Raw genomic sequence first — 15,982 nt, forward strand, 5'->3', positions numbered from 1 at the left:
GAGGAGCGGGGCAGTGCGAGTCGTCCTGGCGGAGGACCAGTACCTGCTGCGGGACGGGCTGACGCGGCTGCTCCAGGCGCACGGCATGGAGATCTGCGCGGCGGTCGAGTCCGGCGAGGAGCTGCTGACGGCGCTGCGCGCCGAACGGCCGGACGTGGCGGTGGTGGACATCCGGCTGCCGCCGACCTTCACGGACGAGGGCCTGCAGGCGGCGCTCGCGGCCCGGCGGGAGCGGCCGGACCTGCCGGTGCTGATCCTGTCGCAGCACGTGGAGCAGCTGTACGCGCGGGAGCTGCTGGCGGACGGGCGCGGGGCGGTGGGCTACCTGCTGAAGGACCGGGTGTTCGCGGCGCGGCAGTTCGTCGACTCGGTGCGGCGGGTGGCCGAGGGCGGCACGGCGATGGACCCGGAGGTCATCGCGAAGCTGCTGGCGAGCAACGCGCGGGACGAGCCGCTGGGGCGGCTGACGCCGCGGGAGCGGGAGGTGCTCGCCGGGATGGCGGAGGGCCGCTCGAACGCGGCGATCGCGCGGCAGCTGTTCCTGTCGGAGGGCGCGGTCAGCAAGTACACGACGAACATCTTCGCGAAGCTGGACCTGGCCGCGTCGGACGACGACAACCGCAGGGTGCGGGCGGTGCTGACGTACCTGAACCGCCGGGTGGAGTAGGACCGCGGCTCCGTACACCCCCTCACGGCGTCAGGCGCGGATGCGCAGGCCCCGGGGGGTGGCCAGGAAACCGGCCTGTTCCAGGAGGGCGCCCAGGGGGGAGTCCAGGGCCGGGGTGGCGTTGATGCGCTCCACCGTGGCCGTACGGCCCAGGGCGGCGCCGCGGGCCGCCGCCGCCAGGGCCGCCGCCGCCTCGGCGAGGCGGGGGTCGTCCGCCGGGGGCCAGGCCAGCAGCGTGCGGCCGCCGCGCTCCACGTACAGCGCGAGGTCGCCGTCCACCAGCACCACCAGCGCCCCGGCCTTCCGGCCGGGCTTGTGCGTCGTGCCGGGCGGGGGGTCCGGCCACGGCAGGGCCGCCCCGTACGCGTTCGCCGGGTCCGCCGCCGCCAGCACCAGCGCCCGCTGCCCGCCGCGGCCCGCACCGCCGGCGCCGTACGCCCGGGCGCCGCCGCCCCGCGCGGCACCGGACCGCGGGCGCCCGCCGCCGCGACCGCCGTCCAGGGTGTGCCCGCCATACGGGCCCGCCGGGCCCGCATCGTCCGGGAACCCGTCGGGCCCGTCGGGTCCGCCGAACCCGTCGCCCTCCGGCGCCTCCGCGGCAGCGGACCCGCGCTCCCGGCTCGTGGCCACCGCCCGCAGCCGGTCCACCGCGCCGTCCATCGCGAACTGCGCCGCGCCCAGCCCCTCCACGACGTAACCCCGGCGGGCCTGGCCCGTCTCCTCGAACGCCGCCAGCACCCGGTACGCCGCCGAGAAGCCGCCCTCCACGCCCTCCGCGGACACCGCGCCGCGCGTCACCACCCCGTGCCGGTCCAGCAGCGTGCGGGCCAGCGCGTGCGCGCGGTGGGTGGCGTCCGGTTCCCGCTCGGGCAGCAGCGACCAGCGGCCCGAGACCGTCGGCGGGCCGTTCCGCGACGCCGGGCGCGCGGCGCCCGCGACCGCCGGGCTGCCGTAACGCCCGCGCGGCGTCGGCCGCTTCGCGCGGTGCGCCGTGGCGCCCGCGGTGCGGCCGGAGCCGAGGAGGGCGCGCAGCGGGCCGAGGGTGTCGTTCGTCAGCCGGCCGGACCAGGCCAGGTCCCACACGGCGTCGGCGAGCTGCGCGTCGGTGGCGTCCGGGCAGGTGGCCCGCACCTGCTCGGCGATCTGCCGGAAGAACAGCCCGTAGCCGCCGGCCAGCGCGGTCAGCACGGCCCGGTGCAGCGGCGTGACCTCCAGCGGATGCGGCTCGTGCAGCAGCAGCGGCGCGGAGTCCGCGGGATACAGGGAGATCCAGCCGTCCTTGCCGGGCAGCGCGCCGGCGCCGGCCCAGACCACCTCGCCCGAGTTCGTCAGCTCGTCGAGCATCGTCGGCACGTACCCCGCGACCCGCGACGGCAGCACCAGCTTCTCCAGCGCCGACGCCGGCACCGGCGCGCCCTGCAACTGCTCCACCGCCCGCACGAGGCCGTCGAGGCCGCGCAGGCTGTGCGTGCCGAGGTGCTGCCACCGCGGCAGGAACGCGGCGAGGGCGGCCGGGGCGACGGGCTCCAGCTCCTCCCGCAGCGCCGCCAGCGACCGGCGGCGCAGCCGCCGCAGCACGGCCGCGTCGCACCACTCCTGGCCGATGCCCGCCGGGTGGAACTCGCCCTGCACCGTCCGCCCCGCCGCCGCGAGGCGGTGCAGCGCGCCGTCGGTGACCGCCGCCCCCAGCCCGAAGCGCGCCGCGGCCTGCCCGGACGTGAACGGCCCGTGCGTCCGGGCGAAGCGCGCCAGCAGGTCGCCCAGCGGGTCGGCCACCGGCTCAGTGAACGCCTCCGGCACGCCCACCGGCAGCGCCGTGCCCAGCGCGTCCCGCAGCCGGCCGGCGTCCTCGACGGCAGCCCAGTGCGCCGCGCCCGCGATCCGCACCCGGATCGCGCGGCGGGCGCCCTCCAGGTCGCGCACCCACGCCGGCTCCGCGCCCCGCTCGGCCAGCTCCTCGTCGGTGAGCGGGCCGAGGACCCGCAGCGCGTCGGCGACGCCCTCGGCGTCCTTGATCCGCCGGTCGTCCGTGCGCCACTGCAACTCGCGCTCCAGCTCCGCCAGCACCTCGGCGTCCAGCAGCTCGCGCAGCTCCGCCTGCCCCAGCAGCTCGGCGAGCAGCCGGGAGTCCAGCGACAGCGCCGCGGCCCGGCGCTCGGCCAGCGGCGAGTCGCCCTCGTAGAGGAACTGGGCCACGTACCCGAAGAGCAGCGAGCGGGCGAACGGCGACGGCTCCTGCGTCGTCACCTCCACCAGCCGCACCCGGCGGTTCTCGACGTCGCCCATCAGCTCCGTCAGCCCGGGGACGTCGAAGACGTCCTGAAGGCACTCGCGCACCGCCTCCAGCACGATGGGGAACGAACCGAACTCACTGGCCACCTGGAGCAGCTGCGCGGCGCGCTGCCGCTGCTGCCACAGCGGCGTGCGCTTGCGCGGGTCGCGGCGGGGCAGCAGCAGCGCCCGGGCCGCGCACTCGCGGAACCGGGAGGCGAAGAGCGCGGAGCCGCCCACCTGGTCCGTGACGACCTGGTCGACCTCGCCCTTGTCGAAGAGGACGTCGGCCGCGCCGAGGGGCGACCCCCCGTCGTCCCCGGCCGCGTCCGCGGCGGCACCGCCGTCCGGGCCGCCCGCCGGCTCGACGTCCAGCAGGTCGAGCCCCATCAGGTCGGTGTCCGGCAGCCGCAGCACGATGCCGTCGTCGGCGTGCATCACCTGGGCGTCCATCCCGTACCGCTCGGTGAGCCGGGCGCCGAGCGCCAGCGCCCACGGGGCGTGCACCTGCGCGCCGAACGGCGAGTGCACCACCACCCGCCAGTCGCCCAGCTCGTCCCGGAAGCGCTCCACGACGATCGTCCGGTCGTCCGGTACGTGCCCGCAGGCGGCGCGCTGCTCCTCCAGGTACGCGAGCACGTTCCCCGCGGCCCACGCGTCCAGCCCGGCCGCCCGCAGCCGCTCCTGCGCCGCCGTACGGTCCATGCCGCTCAGCTCGCGCAGGAACGCGCCCAGCGCCCGGCCCAGCTCCAGCGGCCGGCCCAGCTGGTCGCCCTTCCAGAACGGCAGCCGGCCCGGCGCGCCCGGGGCGGGGGAGACCAGCACCCGGTCCCGGGTGATGTCCTCGATGCGCCACGACGTCGTGCCCAGCGTGAAGACGTCCCCGATGCGGGACTCGTAGACCATCTCCTCGTCCAGCTCGCCGACCCGGCCGCCGCCCTTCTTGGGGTCGGCCCCGGCCAGGAAGACGCCGAAGAGGCCGCGGTCCGGGATCGTGCCGCCGGAGGTGACCGCGAGCCGCTGGGCGCCCGGGCGTCCCCTGACCGTCTGCGCCACCCGGTCCCACACCAGCCGGGGGCGCAGCTCGGCGAAGGCGTCGGAGGGATAGCGCCCGGCGAGCATGTCGAGCACGGCCGTGTACGCCGACTCCGGCAGCGCGGCGAACGGCGCCGCCCGGCGCACCAGCGCCAGCAGTTCGGCCACGTCCCACTCGTCCATGGACGTCATCGCCACGATCTGCTGCGCCAGCACGTCCAGCGGGTTGGCGGGGATCCGCAGCGCCTCGATGGCGCCCTCGCGCATCCGTTCCGTGACCACCGCCGACTGCACCAGGTCGCCGCGGTACTTGGGGAAGACCACGCCGCGCGAGACCGCGCCCACCTGGTGCCCCGCGCGGCCGACCCGCTGCAGCCCCGACGCCACCGACGGCGGCGACTCGACCTGCACCACCAGGTCCACCGCGCCCATGTCGATGCCCAGCTCCAGGCTGGAGGTGGCGACCACGGCCGGCAGCCGCCCCGCCTTCAGGTCCTCCTCCACCTGCGCCCGCTGCTCCTTGGAGACCGAGCCGTGGTGCGCGCGGGCGATCACCGGGGGCGCGCCCCGCGCCGCGCCCGACTGGGCCATGATCTCGGCGGGTGGCGGCTCGTCCGCCGCGGGAGGCTCGCCCGTCGCGCGTTCGTGGGCGATCTCGTTCAGCCTGTTGCACAACCGCTCCGCGAGGCGGCGCGAGTTGGCGAAGACGATCGTCGAGCGGTGTTCCTCCACCAGGTCGACGATGCGCTCCTCCACATGCGGCCAGATCGACGGGCGGTCGGCGCCGGCGCCCTCGTCCGACGCGGGCGAGCCGCCCAGCTCCCCCATGTCCTCCACCGGCACGACGACGGACAGGTCGAACCGCTTCTCCGACGGCGGCTGCACGACCTCCACCCGCCGCCCCGGCGACAGGAACCGCGCCACCTCCTCCACCGGCCGGACCGTCGCCGACAGGCCGATGCGGCGCGCGGGCCGCGGCAGCAGCTCGTCCAGCCGCTCCAGGGAGAGCGCGAGGTGGGCCCCGCGCTTCGTCCCCGCCACCGCGTGCACCTCGTCCAGGATCACGGTCTCCACGCCGGACAGCGCGTCCCGCGAGGCGGAGGTCAGCATCAGGAACAGCGACTCGGGGGTGGTGATGAGGATGTCCGGCGGACGGCTGGCGATCGAGCGGCGCTCGGCCGCGGAGGTGTCCCCGGAGCGGATCGCGACCCGCACCTCCGGCTCCGGCCGGCCGAGCCGGACGGCCTCCTGGCGGATGCCGGTGAGCGGGCTGCGTAGATTCCGCTCGACGTCCACGGCCAGCGCCTTCAGCGGGGACACGTACAGCACGCGGCACCGCTTGCGCGCCTGGGCCGGCGGCGGGGCCGCCGTCAGCCCGTCGAGCGCGGAGAGGAACGCCGCCAGCGTCTTGCCCGAGCCCGTCGGCGCCACGACCAGCACGTCCGAGCCCTCGCCCAGCGCCCGCCAGGCGCCCTCCTGGGCCGCCGTGGGCGCGGCGAAGGCGCCCTCGAACCACGCCCGGGTCGCCGGGTCGAACGTCTCCAGCACCGATCTCGCCATGTGAACCATCGTGCACCCGGCCACTGACACCCAGCACACTTGTCCCCATGGGGTCGCGTACGGCGCGGGCGCCGGGCGGCGACGCCGGCGCGGACGGCGAGTGGGCCCGGCACTGGCGGTACACGAGCCTGCCCGGCCTCGACCTGCTGCGCGCCCGCTACGTCGGGCACACCTTCCCCGCCCACGCCCACGACGGCTACGTCTTCGGCGCCGTCACCGCCGGCGTGGAGGCCGTCGGCATGCCCGGCGGCACGCTCCTCGCCGGCCCCGGCACCGTCACCATGATCAACCCCGAGGTGCCGCACACCGCCCGCGCCGGCGCCGCCGAGGGCTGGGCGTACGCGACGCTCTACCCGTCGGCCGCCCTGGTCGCCGAGGTGGCGGCGGAGACCACCGCGATCCGCGGCACCGCGGGCTTCGGCGAGACGCTGGTCGACGACCCCGGCGGCTCGCGGCTCATCGCGGAGGTGCACCGCGCCGCGGAGGAGGACGACCCGCTGGCCGCCGACAGCGTCCTGCGCGTCGTGCTGGCCCGCCTGCTGCGCCGCCACGGGGCGCGGCTCGGGGAGCGCGCGGTGGCGTCCGCGGGCGGGCGGACCGCCGCGCGGGCGCGGGCGCTGCTGGACGAGCGGATGGCGGCGCCGCCGACGCTGGAGGCGCTGGCGGCGGAGCTGGGCACGTCGCCGTTCGCGCTGCTGCGGGCGTTCAAGGCGGCGTACGGCACCCCGCCGCACCGCTGGCTGACCGACGCCCGGGTGCGCCGCGCGCGCCGGCTGCTGGACCAGGGGCTGCGGCCGGCGGAGGCGGCGGTGGCCGTGGGGTTCACCGACCAGCCCCACCTGAACCGGCACTTCACCCGCATCGTGGGCGTGCCCCCGGGCGCGTACCGGCGGGAGCGGGCCGGCTGACCGGCCCCGGGACCGCGGTCGCGGGGCGTGCAAGAACGTACAAGACCGGCCGGACCCCGGCGGCATAGCGTCCGGCGCATGGCCACAGAAGCACACCCCCCGCCCACCGCCGACCGCACGCCCGGGGACCGCGCCGCCCTCCGGGACGGGCTCGGGGTCGGCGTCGCTGTCGGGCTCTCCGGGTTCGCCTTCGGCGTCACCGCGGCCGGCGCCGGGCTCAGCGCCGCGCAGGCGTGCGCCATGAGCCTGCTGATCTTCACCGGCGCCTCGCAGTTCGCCCTCGCCGGCGCGGTGGCCGCGGGCGGCGGCCCGTTCGCCGCCGCGGCCGGGGCGTTCTTCCTCGGCGTACGGAACGCGTTCTACGGGCTGCGCCTCGCGCCCATGCTCCGGCTGCCCCGGGCGCTGCGGCCGCTCGCCGCCCAATGGGTGATCGACGAGACGGCCGTCGTCACCATCGCCCAGCCCACCCGCCGCGCCCAGCGCGTCGGCTTCGTCGTCACCGGGCTGACCCTGTACGTCTGCTGGAACGCCACGACCCTCGCCGGCGTGCTCGGCGCCGAGGCCATCGGTGACACCGCCGCGTGGGGCCTGGACGCCGCCGGGCCGGCGGTGTTCCTGGCGCTGGTGGGACCGATGCTGACCGGGACCGTGGAGCGGGCCACCGCGGTCGTCGCGGTGGCGCTCGCGCTCGGCACGCTGCCGGTGCTGCCCGCCGGGACGCCGGTGCTGGTGGCCGCGCTGGCGGCGCCCCTGGTGCTGGCCCTGCGCGGACGCGGCACGCGCGGGCGCGCGCGCGAGGGCGACGACGCCGGGAACCGCACGGACGGACAGCGGGCGGGAGGCGGCGCGTGAACACCTGGCTCGCGATCGGGCTGACCTTCGCCGGCTGCTACGCCGTCAAGCTGCTCGGCCTCTCCGTCCCCTCGGGCGCCCTGGAACGCCCCCTCGTACGCCGTCTCGCCGCCCTGCTGCCGGTGGCGCTGCTGGCCGCGCTCACCGCGCAGCAGACCTTCGCCGACGGCACCACGCTGGTCCTCGACGCCCGCGCCGCCGGGCTCGCGGCGGCCGGGGCGGCGCTGCTGCTGCGGGCGCCGTTCCTGGTCGTGGTGGCCGCGGCGGTGATCGTCACCGCGGCCGTGCGGGCGGTGTCCGGCTGAGCGCGCCCCGCGGCGTCAGATCCGGCCGTACGCCCGCAGCGTCAGCAGCGCCGCCAGCGTCGCCAGCGGCCGGGCCTCCAGCTCCGCCCCCGGCGACCAGCGCCGCCACGCCACCGGCCACCCCCCGTCCGCCCGCTGGTTCGCCGCCAGGAAGTCCAGCGACCGCGCCATCTCCGCGTCGCTGAACCAGCGCCGCGCCAGCGACCCCGGCCGCCGGGCGAAGTCGTGCGGCCGCAGGTGCTCGCCCGGCGCGTGGCCCTCCGCGGCCGGCGGCGCGCCCGGGCGCCCCGGCTCCAGCAGCACCAGCCGCTCGGCGCGCACCAGCCGCCCCAGCCGGTCCGCCGCGGCCTCCGCGCGCCGCCGGTCCGGCACGTGGTCGAGGAAGGCGACCGCCGCCTGCGCCTCGTACGGGCTGCTCCGGCGCAGCGTCTCGACGGCCTGCCAGCAGAAGTCGGTGGCGCGGAAGAGCCAGGCGTGCCAGATGTCGTTGCGGTGCAGCAGCCCCACGACCGGCGCCGTCGTCAGCAGCGCGCTCGGCGGGTCCGCCGGCACCGGCAGCCACGGCGCGGCGGGGTAGCCGCGCAGCGAGGGGTGCACGGCGGGCAGGGCGCCGTCGGCGTTGGAGACGACGGTCAGGTAGCGGCAGACGTCCTCGGCGCGGCGGCCGGTGCAGCGGCCGAGGGAGTCGAGGACGTGCAGCGCGTGCGCGGTGTGCAGCGGCTGGCTGACCGGCCCGCGCAGATCGGGGTCCAGGGCGTGCCCGTAGCCGCCGTCGGCGTTGCGGTACGCCTCCAGGGCCTTCTCCACCCCGTCGGCGTCGGCGCCGCCGGGCGCGAAGTGGTGGGCGAACCGGCGCTGCTCCAGCACACGGGCGGTCTGCCAGATGAACTCTGCGGCGCGGGCCTGCGCGGAGTCAGCCATGGGGCGACGTTACGAGCAGGGACGCACCGGCCGGGAGGCCAACGGACGGGGAGCACTCTCAGGTGCACGTACCGGCGGGATAATGGACGCATGCGGTTGACGGTCTTCTGGCAGCGGATGCGCGACTACTTCGGCGAGCCCTACGTCGACTCCTTCGCGCGCGACCACGTGATGTCCGAGCTGGGCGGCCGTACGGTCCGCGAGGCGCTGGACGCCGGGTGGGACGCGCGCGACGTCTGGCGGGGGGTGTGCGCGGCGATGGACATCCCGGCGGAGATGCGCTGACGGCGCGGCGGCCGCCGTCGGACACACTGTTCATCCATGGCTGCATCGGCTGCTTCCGACGACACCACGGCCCCCGCGACCCCCGACGCGCCGGACACGCCCCCCGGCGGCGGCGCCCCGCCCGCGGCCGGGCGCGAGCGCATGCCCCCCTGGCTGCCCCGCGCCCTCGTGCTCGCGCTGGCCCTGGTCGCCTGCTTCCAGGTTGCGGAGTGGGCCTTCCACGAGCTGTACGGGCTGCTGCTCAACATCGTGGTCGCCTTGTTCATCGGGCTGGCCTGCGAGCCCGCCGTCGACCGCCTCGCCGCCCGCGGCATGCGCCGCGGCGCCGCCACCGCGCTGGTGTTCCTCGGCGTGCTGCTGGCCGCAGCGGCGTTCGTCGCCGCCCTCGGCTCGCTCGTCGCCGACCAGGTCCGGCTGATCGTCGAGAACTTCCCCGACTACGTCGAGTCCCTCGTCGACTGGATCAACGAGCAGTTCGGCACCGAACTGCGCGTGGACGACCTCCAGCAGGACTTCCTCAAGTCCGAGGCCGTACGCGACTACCTCCAGCGCAGCGCCGACAACGTCTGGGGCATCTCCACCACCGTCCTCGGCGGCCTGTTCACCACGCTGACCGTGGTCCTCTTCGCCTTCTACTTCACCGCCGAGGGCCCGCGGCTGCGCCGCGCGATCTGCTCCGTGCTGCCGCCGGCCCGGCAGGCGGAGGTGCTGCGCGCCTGGGAGATCGCGGTCGCCAAGACCGGCGGCTACCTGTACTCCCGCGGCCTGATGGCCATCGCCTCGGGCGGCGCGCACTACCTCGTCCTGGAGCTGCTGGACGTGCCGTACGCGCCCGCGCTCGCGGTGTGGGTGGGGGTCGTCTCGCAGTTCGTGCCGACCGTGGGCACGTACATCGCCGGCGCGCTGCCGATCCTGCTGGCGTTCACCGTCGGGCCGTGGACGTCGGTGTGGCTGCTCGGCTTCGTGATCCTCTACCAGCAGTTCGAGAACTACCTGCTGCAACCGCGGATCACCGCGAAGACCGTCGACATCCACCCCGCGGTGGCGTTCGGCTCGGTCGTCGCCGGCGCGGCGCTGCTGGGCGCGGTGGGCGCGCTGATCGCGATCCCGGCGACGGCGACGCTCCAGGCGTTCCTCTCCGCGTACGTACGCCGCTACGAGGTCGACGCCCGCGTCCACGGCGACGGCACCGGGCGCCGCCGCGGCCCGGCGCGGCTGGCCCGGATGCGCGCCGCCCTGCGGCGCCACCCGCGGGACGCGCCCTAACCGCCTTCCTCCGGCGCGTGCCGCGGCACCGCGATCGTCACCCGGAGCCCCCTGGGCTCGTTGCGTTCGTACGAGACGCGTCCCCCGCCCGCCGCCAGCAGCGCCCGGGCGATGGACAGCCCCAGCCCCGAGCCGGAGACGTTCTGATGCCGTCCGCTGCGCCAGAAGCGGTCGCCGATGCGGCCCAGCTCCTCGTCGGTGAGCCCCGGCCCGCCGTCGGCGACCGCGACCGTCACCGCGTCGCCGTCCGCGGCCACCCGCACCTCCACCTCGCCGCCGGCCGGGGAGAACTTCACGGCGTTGTCGACGACCGCGTCCAGCGCGCTGGACAGCGCCACCGGGTCCGCCCAGCCGGTCACGGCCGGGGCGCCGGAGAGGAACAGGCGGACGTCCTGCGCCTCGGCCAGCGGGCGCCAGCTGGCGACCCGCTCCTGCGCCAGCCGCGCCACGTCCGTCAGCCGCAGGTCGGCGGGGGAGTGCTCGGCCTGCGCCAGGTCCAGCAGGTCGTCCAGCACCCGGGCCAGCCGGGTGCCCTCGGCCTGCACCGAGTCGATCTCCGCCGCGGCCCGCGGCGCCTCCAGCCGGAGCAGCTCGATGCGCAGCAGCAGCGCGGACAGCGGGTTGCGCAGCTGGTGGGAGGCGTCGGCGACGAAGGCGCGCTGCTTCTCCAGCACGTCCTCGACGTTGTCGGCCATCTCGTTGAACGACCCGGCGAGCCGGCGCAGCTCCGGCGGCCCGCCGGCGGCGGCGACGCGGGACTTCAGCCGGCCGGTGGCGATGTCGTGGGTGGCCTTGTCCAGCACCCGCACGGGCTTGAGCACCCAGCCCGTCAGCCGGTACGCCGCCCCCACCGCGACGGCCATCGCGGCGGCGATGCCCGCGCCGAGCCACAGCCAGCCGGTGAGGGTGCGGGAGCGCATCGCCCCGGTGGGCGAGTCGGTGACCACGACGGCGACGACGTCCCCGTCCCGTACGACGGGGGAGGCGACGGTCAGCCGGCCCTCCTGCCAGGGCCAGACCTGCGGGGGGTCGTGGCTGCGCCGGCCGGCCAGGGCCTCGGAGAAGGCCCGCTCGCCCTGCCCCGCGGCCATCGCCCGCCAGCCGGCCGGGGCGGCGGCCATGGCGGTGCGGTCGCGGTAGTAGACGCCGGCGCGGATGCCGTAGAGGTCGTGGTAGCGGCGCAGCTCCTCCTGCAACGCGCGCAGCCGCTCGTCCTCGGCCGGCGCGCGGGCCTCGTTGCGCGAGGACACGTACTGCGCGAGGGAGGCGAAGCGGGCGGTGTCGTCGATACGGTCCACGATCACGTGCTGCTGCTCCTGCCCGGCGATGCGGTCGGCGAGCGGCAGGCCGAGCGCCAGCAGCATGCCCGCCATGAGCACGATGAGCAGCGGGAGCAGCCGGGTGCGCATGCGGCCCCGGCCTCAGCCGGCCGGCGGCGGCACGAGGCGGTAGCCGACGCCGCGGACCGTCTCGATCAGCGCGGGCAGGCCCAGCTTGCCGCGCAGGGAGGCGATGTGGACCTCCAGGGTCCGGCCCGTGCCCTCCCAGCTGCTGCGCCACACCTCGCTGATGATCTGCTCCCGCCGGAACACCACCCCCGGGCGCGCCGCCAGCAGCGCCAGCAGGTCGAACTCCTTGCGGGTCAGCTGCACCTCCGCGCCGCCGACGCTGACCCGGCGCGCGTTCGGCTCCACCGTCACGGGGCCCACGACCAGCGGCGCCGCGGGCTCGTCGGCCCGCTCGGCGGCCCCGCCGGGCCCGGCGGGGCCCGCGCCGCCCGCGGGGCCGGCGCCCGGCTCGGGGTCGGCCGCCGCGGTGCGCCGGGCGACGGCGTGCACCCGGGCGAGCAGCTCGCCGGTGTCGTACGGCTTGACGACGTAGTCGTCGGCGCCCAGGTTGAGGCCATGGATGCGGGACCGGACGTCGGCGCGCGCGGTCACCATGATCACGGGCGTGCCGGTGAGCTTCCGGATCCGCCCGCACACCTCGAAGCCGTCCTGGTCGGGCAGCCCGAGGTCCAGCAGCACCACGTCGAACGGGGCCAGCTCGCTGTGCAGCAGCTCCTGGAGCGCCTCCTGGCCGCTGTGGGCCTGGCCCACCTCGAAGCCGTGCCGGGCCAGCACCGCGGAGAGCGCGGTGGCCACGTGGTCGTCGTCCTCGACGAGCAGCAGCCTCATCGGCCCTCCTGTTCCCTGACTCGCGTATCGTCTCAGCCCGCACAGGAATACACGCGGATACGCCCCTGCCCCGTCAAGTCCGGCCAGGTCACCGCGCGGTTTCTGTTATGTGACCGGCACGGAGAGCAGCGCCCCGATTCAACCTATTGTGTCCGATTGCAGCCGGATCGTTATGCTCAATTTCCCCTCAGATGTGATGACGCTGGTCGAGGCTGCTCACTAAGGTCCTGGCAACCGAAGAGGACGGAGCAAGACGCGGATGACCGAGGTTTCGACGGCCAAGGACGCCGTCCCGGCGGCGGACGAACCGCTGGTCGTACTGGACAACGTCAACAAGCATTTCGGTGCGCTGCACGTGCTCCAGGACATCGACCTCACGATCACGCGCGGCGAGGTCGTCGTCGTCATCGGACCGTCCGGGTCCGGGAAGTCCACGCTGTGCCGCGCGATCAACCGGCTGGAGCCCATCGACTCCGGCCGCATCACCCTGGACGGCAAGCCGCTGCCCGCCGAGGGCCGTGAGCTGGCCAAGCTCCGCGCCGACGTGGGCATGGTCTTCCAGTCCTTCAACCTCTTCGCCCACAAGACCGTGCTGCAGAACGTGACCCTGGGGCAGATCAAGGTCCGCAGGAAGGACAAGGCGGCCGCGGAGACCTCCGCCCGGGCCCTGCTCGACCGGGTGGGCGTCGGCAACCAGGCGGACAAGTACCCCGCACAGCTCTCCGGCGGCCAGCAGCAGCGGGTCGCGATCGCCCGCGCGCTGGCGATGGAGCCCAAGGTCATGCTCTTCGACGAGCCGACCTCGGCGCTCGACCCCGAAATGATCAACGAGGTGCTGGAGGTTATGCAGCAGCTCGCCCGGGACGGTATGACTATGGTCGTCGTCACGCACGAGATGGGCTTTGCCCGCTCCGCCGCGAACCGGGTGGTCTTCATGTCGGACGGCCAGATCGTGGAAGAGACGACGCCCGACCAGTTCTTCACCAACCCTCGCAGCGACCGGGCGAAGGACTTCCTGTCGAAGATCCTGCACCACTGAGCTGCCGGCAACACACCAGACAGAAGGATGCTCACCATGAATCTCCGCAAGGTCAGCGCAGCCGCTGCCTGCGCACTCGCCCTCTCCGTCACCGCGGCCGCCTGCGGCTCCGACGACGGTGACAGCGGCGACAGCGGTGACGGCGGCAGCAAGGACTCGATCACCGTCGGCATCAAGTTCGACCAGCCCGGTCTCGGCCTGAAGGAGCCCGACGGCTCGTACTCGGGCTTCGACGTGGACGTCGCCACGTACGTCGCCAAGGAGCTCGGCTACTCCGCGGACCAGATCGAGTGGAAGGAGGCGATCAGCGCCGACCGCGAGACCATGCTGGAGCGCGGTGACGTCGACATGATCGCCGCCACCTACTCGATCACGGACGAGCGGGAGCAGAAGGTCGACTTCGCCGGCCCGTACCTGCTGGCCCACCAGGACCTGCTGATCCGCTCCGACGACACCATCGCCAAGGGCGCGGACCTCAACGGCAAGACCCTCTGCTCGGTCACCGGGTCCACCTCGGCGCAGAACGTCAAGGACACCATCGCGCCGAAGGCCCAGCTCGCCGAGCGCGCCGGCTACTCCGAGTGCCTCGACGCCGTCGCCAACGGCTCGATCGACGCCCTGACCACCGACGACTCGATCCTCGCCGGCTACGCCGCGCAGGACGAGAACAAGGGCAAGTTCAAGCTCGCCGGGCTGAACCTGAGCAACGAGAACTACGGCATCGGCGTCCAGAAGGGCGACGAGAAGATGAAGAGCGACATCGACGCCGCCCTGGAGAAGATGGTCTCCGACGGCTCCTGGGAGAAGTTCATGGAGGCCAACCTCGGCCCCGCGAACTACGACTACGAGCCCGCGCCGAAGATCGGCGACATCAAGGAGTGACCGCACGCACCGCCGCCCGCCGCGGCGGTGCGCCGCACTGTCAGAGCGGTGGTGTGCCGCCCGGCCCGGGTGGCACACCACCGTGCCCACTTGAGGCGAGAGCGCTGGACTGACGTTGGACATCATTTCCGAATACGACTCACAGATCCTGGACGCGTTCTGGGTCACGGTGAAACTCACCCTGCTCTCCGGCCTGTTCTCCCTGGTCTGGGGGACGGTCCTGGCGGGCATGCGGGTCAGCCCCGTCCCGCTCATGCGGGGTTTCGGCGCGGTCTACGTGAACGTCATCCGTAACATCCCCCTGACGGTCATCATCGTCTTCTGCGCACTCGGACTCGCCGACGTCTTCGGCGTCACCATGGGCGCGCGCGGCAACTTCGACGCCCAGTACTTCCGGCTCGCGGTGCTCGGACTGTCCGCGTACACCTCCGCGTTCGTCTGCGAGGCGCTGCGGTCGGGCATCAACACGGTGCCCGTCGGCCAGGCGGAGGCCGCCCGCGCCATCGGGCTGAGCTTCACCCAGGTCCTCCGGCTCATCGTGCTGCCCCAGGCGTTCCGCTCGGTCGTCGGCCCGCTCACCAACGTCCTCATCGCCCTCACCAAGAACACCACGGTGGCGGCGGCCATCGGGGTCGCCGAGGCGTCCCTGCTCATGAAGGAAATGATCGAGAACGAGGCGCAGCTCCTGCTCATCTCGGCGATCTTCGCGCTCGGCTTCGTCGTGCTGACCCTGCCGACCGGGCTCTTCCTCGGCTGGGTCGGCAAGAAGGTGGCGGTCAGGCGATGAGTTCCGTCCTCTACGACGCACCCGGGCCGCGGGCCCGGGCGCGCAACGTCCTCTACAGCGTCCTCTTCCTCGTCGTGCTGGCGCTCGGCGTCTGGTGGGTCGTCGACAAGCTGAACGAGAAGAACCAGCTCGAATGGGCGCTGTGGGAGCCGTTCTTCACGGAGTCGCAGGCGTGGACCACGTACCTGCTGCCCGGGCTCGGGGAGACGCTGAAGGCCGCCGGGCTCTCGCTGGTCATCGCGCTGCCGCTGGGGGCCCTGTTCGGCATCGCGCGGCTGTCCGACCACGCCTGGGTGCGGGTGCCGGCGGCCGCGGTGGTGGAGTTCTTCCGCGCCATCCCGGTGCTGATCCTGATGCTGTTCGCGAACCAGTTCTACTCCGAGTACACCGGCATCGACAGCGAACAGCGCCCGCTGTACGCCGTCGTCACCGGGCTCGTGCTCTACAACGCGGCCGTGCTCGCCGAGATCGTCCGCGCCGGCATCCTCTCCCTGCCCCGGGGGCAGAGCGAGGCCGCCAAGGCCATCGGCCTGCGCAAGGGCCAGATGATGGGCAGCGTGCTGCTGCCGCAGGCCGTCACCGCGATGCTGCCGGCGATCGTCAGCCAGCTCGTCGTCATCGTGAAGGACACCGCGCTCGGCGGCGTGATGATCGGCTTCAGCGAACTGCTCATCGAACGGCGCACGCTGGCGTCGAACTACTCCAACGTGTTCGCCAGCTTCATCGTCGTCGCGGTGATCTACGTCATCGTGAACTTCATACTGACGTCCCTCGCGAGCTGGCTGGAGCGCATCGTCCGCCGCGGCAAGCGGACCACCGGCGCGGTCGTCGGCGCCGCGGCGGTCGACGACCTGAGCACCGGCGCCGCGGCCGGCGCCCCGGCCACGCCGGACGGGGTGCCGGACGGCGAGCCCGGTGACGGCCCCGCGGACGGCGTGCCGGACGGCGGTGGCGGCGGCGGGAGCGGCGGCCGGACGTAGCCCTAAGGGGCGGCCCCGGGCCTCAGCTTGACTGCGGCGTGCGGCAG

14 protein-coding genes are annotated in these 15,982 nt (G+C 74.8%); 10 read left to right on the plus strand and 4 right to left on the minus strand.

All coding sequences use genetic code 11. The features are described 5' to 3' along the window. The first annotated feature begins 13 nt into the window (after positions 1-13). Positions 14-667, plus strand: a complete 654-nt coding sequence (locus ACHZ99_RS13535) for a response regulator transcription factor (protein ID WP_420304774.1) — start codon at positions 14-16, stop codon at positions 665-667. 30 nt (positions 668-697) lie between these two features. Here the strand turns inward: ACHZ99_RS13535 and ACHZ99_RS13540 are convergent, their stop codons facing one another. Then, positions 698-5,533: a DEAD/DEAH box helicase gene (locus ACHZ99_RS13540; protein WP_420304775.1), complete on the minus strand. Its 4,836-nt coding sequence runs from the start codon at positions 5,531-5,533 to the stop codon at positions 698-700. A 47-nt stretch (positions 5,534-5,580) separates the two neighbouring features. Here ACHZ99_RS13540 and ACHZ99_RS13545 point away from each other — a divergent pair, with 47 nt between their 5' ends. The 3 genes from ACHZ99_RS13545 to ACHZ99_RS13555 all read left to right on the plus strand — a co-directional run bounded on the left by ACHZ99_RS13545 (position 5,581) and on the right by ACHZ99_RS13555 (position 7,598). Further along, positions 5,581-6,441 carry an AraC family transcriptional regulator gene (locus tag ACHZ99_RS13545; RefSeq protein WP_420304776.1) on the plus strand — a complete coding sequence of 287 codons (861 nt, stop codon included), beginning with the start codon at positions 5,581-5,583 and terminating at the stop codon, positions 6,439-6,441. Positions 6,442-6,519: 78 nt separating this feature from the next. After that, on the plus strand, positions 6,520-7,293 hold the full coding sequence (locus ACHZ99_RS13550) for an AzlC family ABC transporter permease (RefSeq protein WP_420304777.1): 774 nt from the start codon (positions 6,520-6,522) through the stop codon (positions 7,291-7,293). Further along, the gene (locus tag ACHZ99_RS13555) at positions 7,290-7,598 is read left to right on the plus strand and encodes an AzlD domain-containing protein (protein ID WP_420304778.1); all 309 of its coding nucleotides are present in this window, start codon (positions 7,290-7,292) and stop codon (positions 7,596-7,598) included. Before ACHZ99_RS13550 ends, ACHZ99_RS13555 begins: the two co-directional genes overlap by 4 nt. A 15-nt stretch (positions 7,599-7,613) precedes the next feature. Here ACHZ99_RS13555 and ACHZ99_RS13560 read toward each other — a convergent pair whose 3' ends face one another. Continuing rightward, entirely contained in the window at positions 7,614-8,519 is a 906-nt protein-coding gene (locus tag ACHZ99_RS13560) for a hypothetical protein (protein WP_420304779.1), read from the minus strand. Positions 8,520-8,609: 90 nt separating this feature from the next. Here ACHZ99_RS13560 and ACHZ99_RS13565 point away from each other — a divergent pair, with 90 nt between their 5' ends. Together ACHZ99_RS13565 and ACHZ99_RS13570 are read left to right on the plus strand one after the other, a co-directional pair. Then, positions 8,610-8,804, plus strand: a complete 195-nt coding sequence (locus ACHZ99_RS13565; RefSeq protein WP_027752675.1) for a DUF3046 domain-containing protein — start codon at positions 8,610-8,612, stop codon at positions 8,802-8,804. Between the two features lie 141 nt (positions 8,805-8,945). Further along, positions 8,946-10,070 carry an AI-2E family transporter gene (locus ACHZ99_RS13570; protein ID WP_420305201.1) on the plus strand — a complete coding sequence of 375 codons (1,125 nt, stop codon included), beginning with the start codon at positions 8,946-8,948 and terminating at the stop codon, positions 10,068-10,070. Here ACHZ99_RS13570 and ACHZ99_RS13575 read toward each other — a convergent pair. Continuing rightward, on the minus strand, positions 10,067-11,479 hold the full coding sequence (locus ACHZ99_RS13575) for a HAMP domain-containing sensor histidine kinase (RefSeq protein ID WP_420304780.1): 1,413 nt from the start codon (positions 11,477-11,479) through the stop codon (positions 10,067-10,069). The two genes, ACHZ99_RS13570 and ACHZ99_RS13575, sit on opposite strands and share 4 nt — an antisense overlap. Before the next feature lie 12 nt (positions 11,480-11,491). Next, positions 11,492-12,247 (minus strand): response regulator transcription factor, encoded by a 756-nt coding sequence (locus tag ACHZ99_RS13580; RefSeq protein ID WP_420304781.1) that lies wholly within the window; start codon positions 12,245-12,247, stop codon positions 11,492-11,494. A gap of 259 nt (positions 12,248-12,506) precedes the next feature. On the opposite strand from ACHZ99_RS13580, the gene ACHZ99_RS13585 reads away from it, so the two are divergent. The 4 genes from ACHZ99_RS13585 to ACHZ99_RS13600 all read left to right on the plus strand — a co-directional run bounded on the left by ACHZ99_RS13585 (position 12,507) and on the right by ACHZ99_RS13600 (position 15,935). Next, the gene (locus tag ACHZ99_RS13585) at positions 12,507-13,286 is read left to right on the plus strand and encodes an amino acid ABC transporter ATP-binding protein (protein ID WP_420304782.1); all 780 of its coding nucleotides are present in this window, start codon (positions 12,507-12,509) and stop codon (positions 13,284-13,286) included. Positions 13,287-13,322: 36 nt separating this feature from the next. Beyond that, entirely contained in the window at positions 13,323-14,168 is an 846-nt protein-coding gene (locus ACHZ99_RS13590; protein ID WP_420304783.1) for a glutamate ABC transporter substrate-binding protein, read from the plus strand. Between the two features lie 115 nt (positions 14,169-14,283). Beyond that, positions 14,284-14,955 (plus strand): amino acid ABC transporter permease, encoded by a 672-nt coding sequence (locus tag ACHZ99_RS13595; protein ID WP_420304784.1) that lies wholly within the window; start codon positions 14,284-14,286, stop codon positions 14,953-14,955. After that, positions 14,952-15,935 carry an amino acid ABC transporter permease gene (locus ACHZ99_RS13600; RefSeq protein WP_420304785.1) on the plus strand — a complete coding sequence of 328 codons (984 nt, stop codon included), beginning with the start codon at positions 14,952-14,954 and terminating at the stop codon, positions 15,933-15,935. The genes ACHZ99_RS13595 and ACHZ99_RS13600 overlap by 4 nt, the downstream gene beginning before the upstream one ends. Positions 15,936-15,982 lie beyond the last annotated feature (47 nt).

Origin of the sequence: Streptomyces sp. MAR4 CNX-425, assembly GCF_048656465.1 — a bacterium.
Lineage (GTDB): Bacteria > Actinomycetota > Actinomycetes > Streptomycetales > Streptomycetaceae > Streptomyces.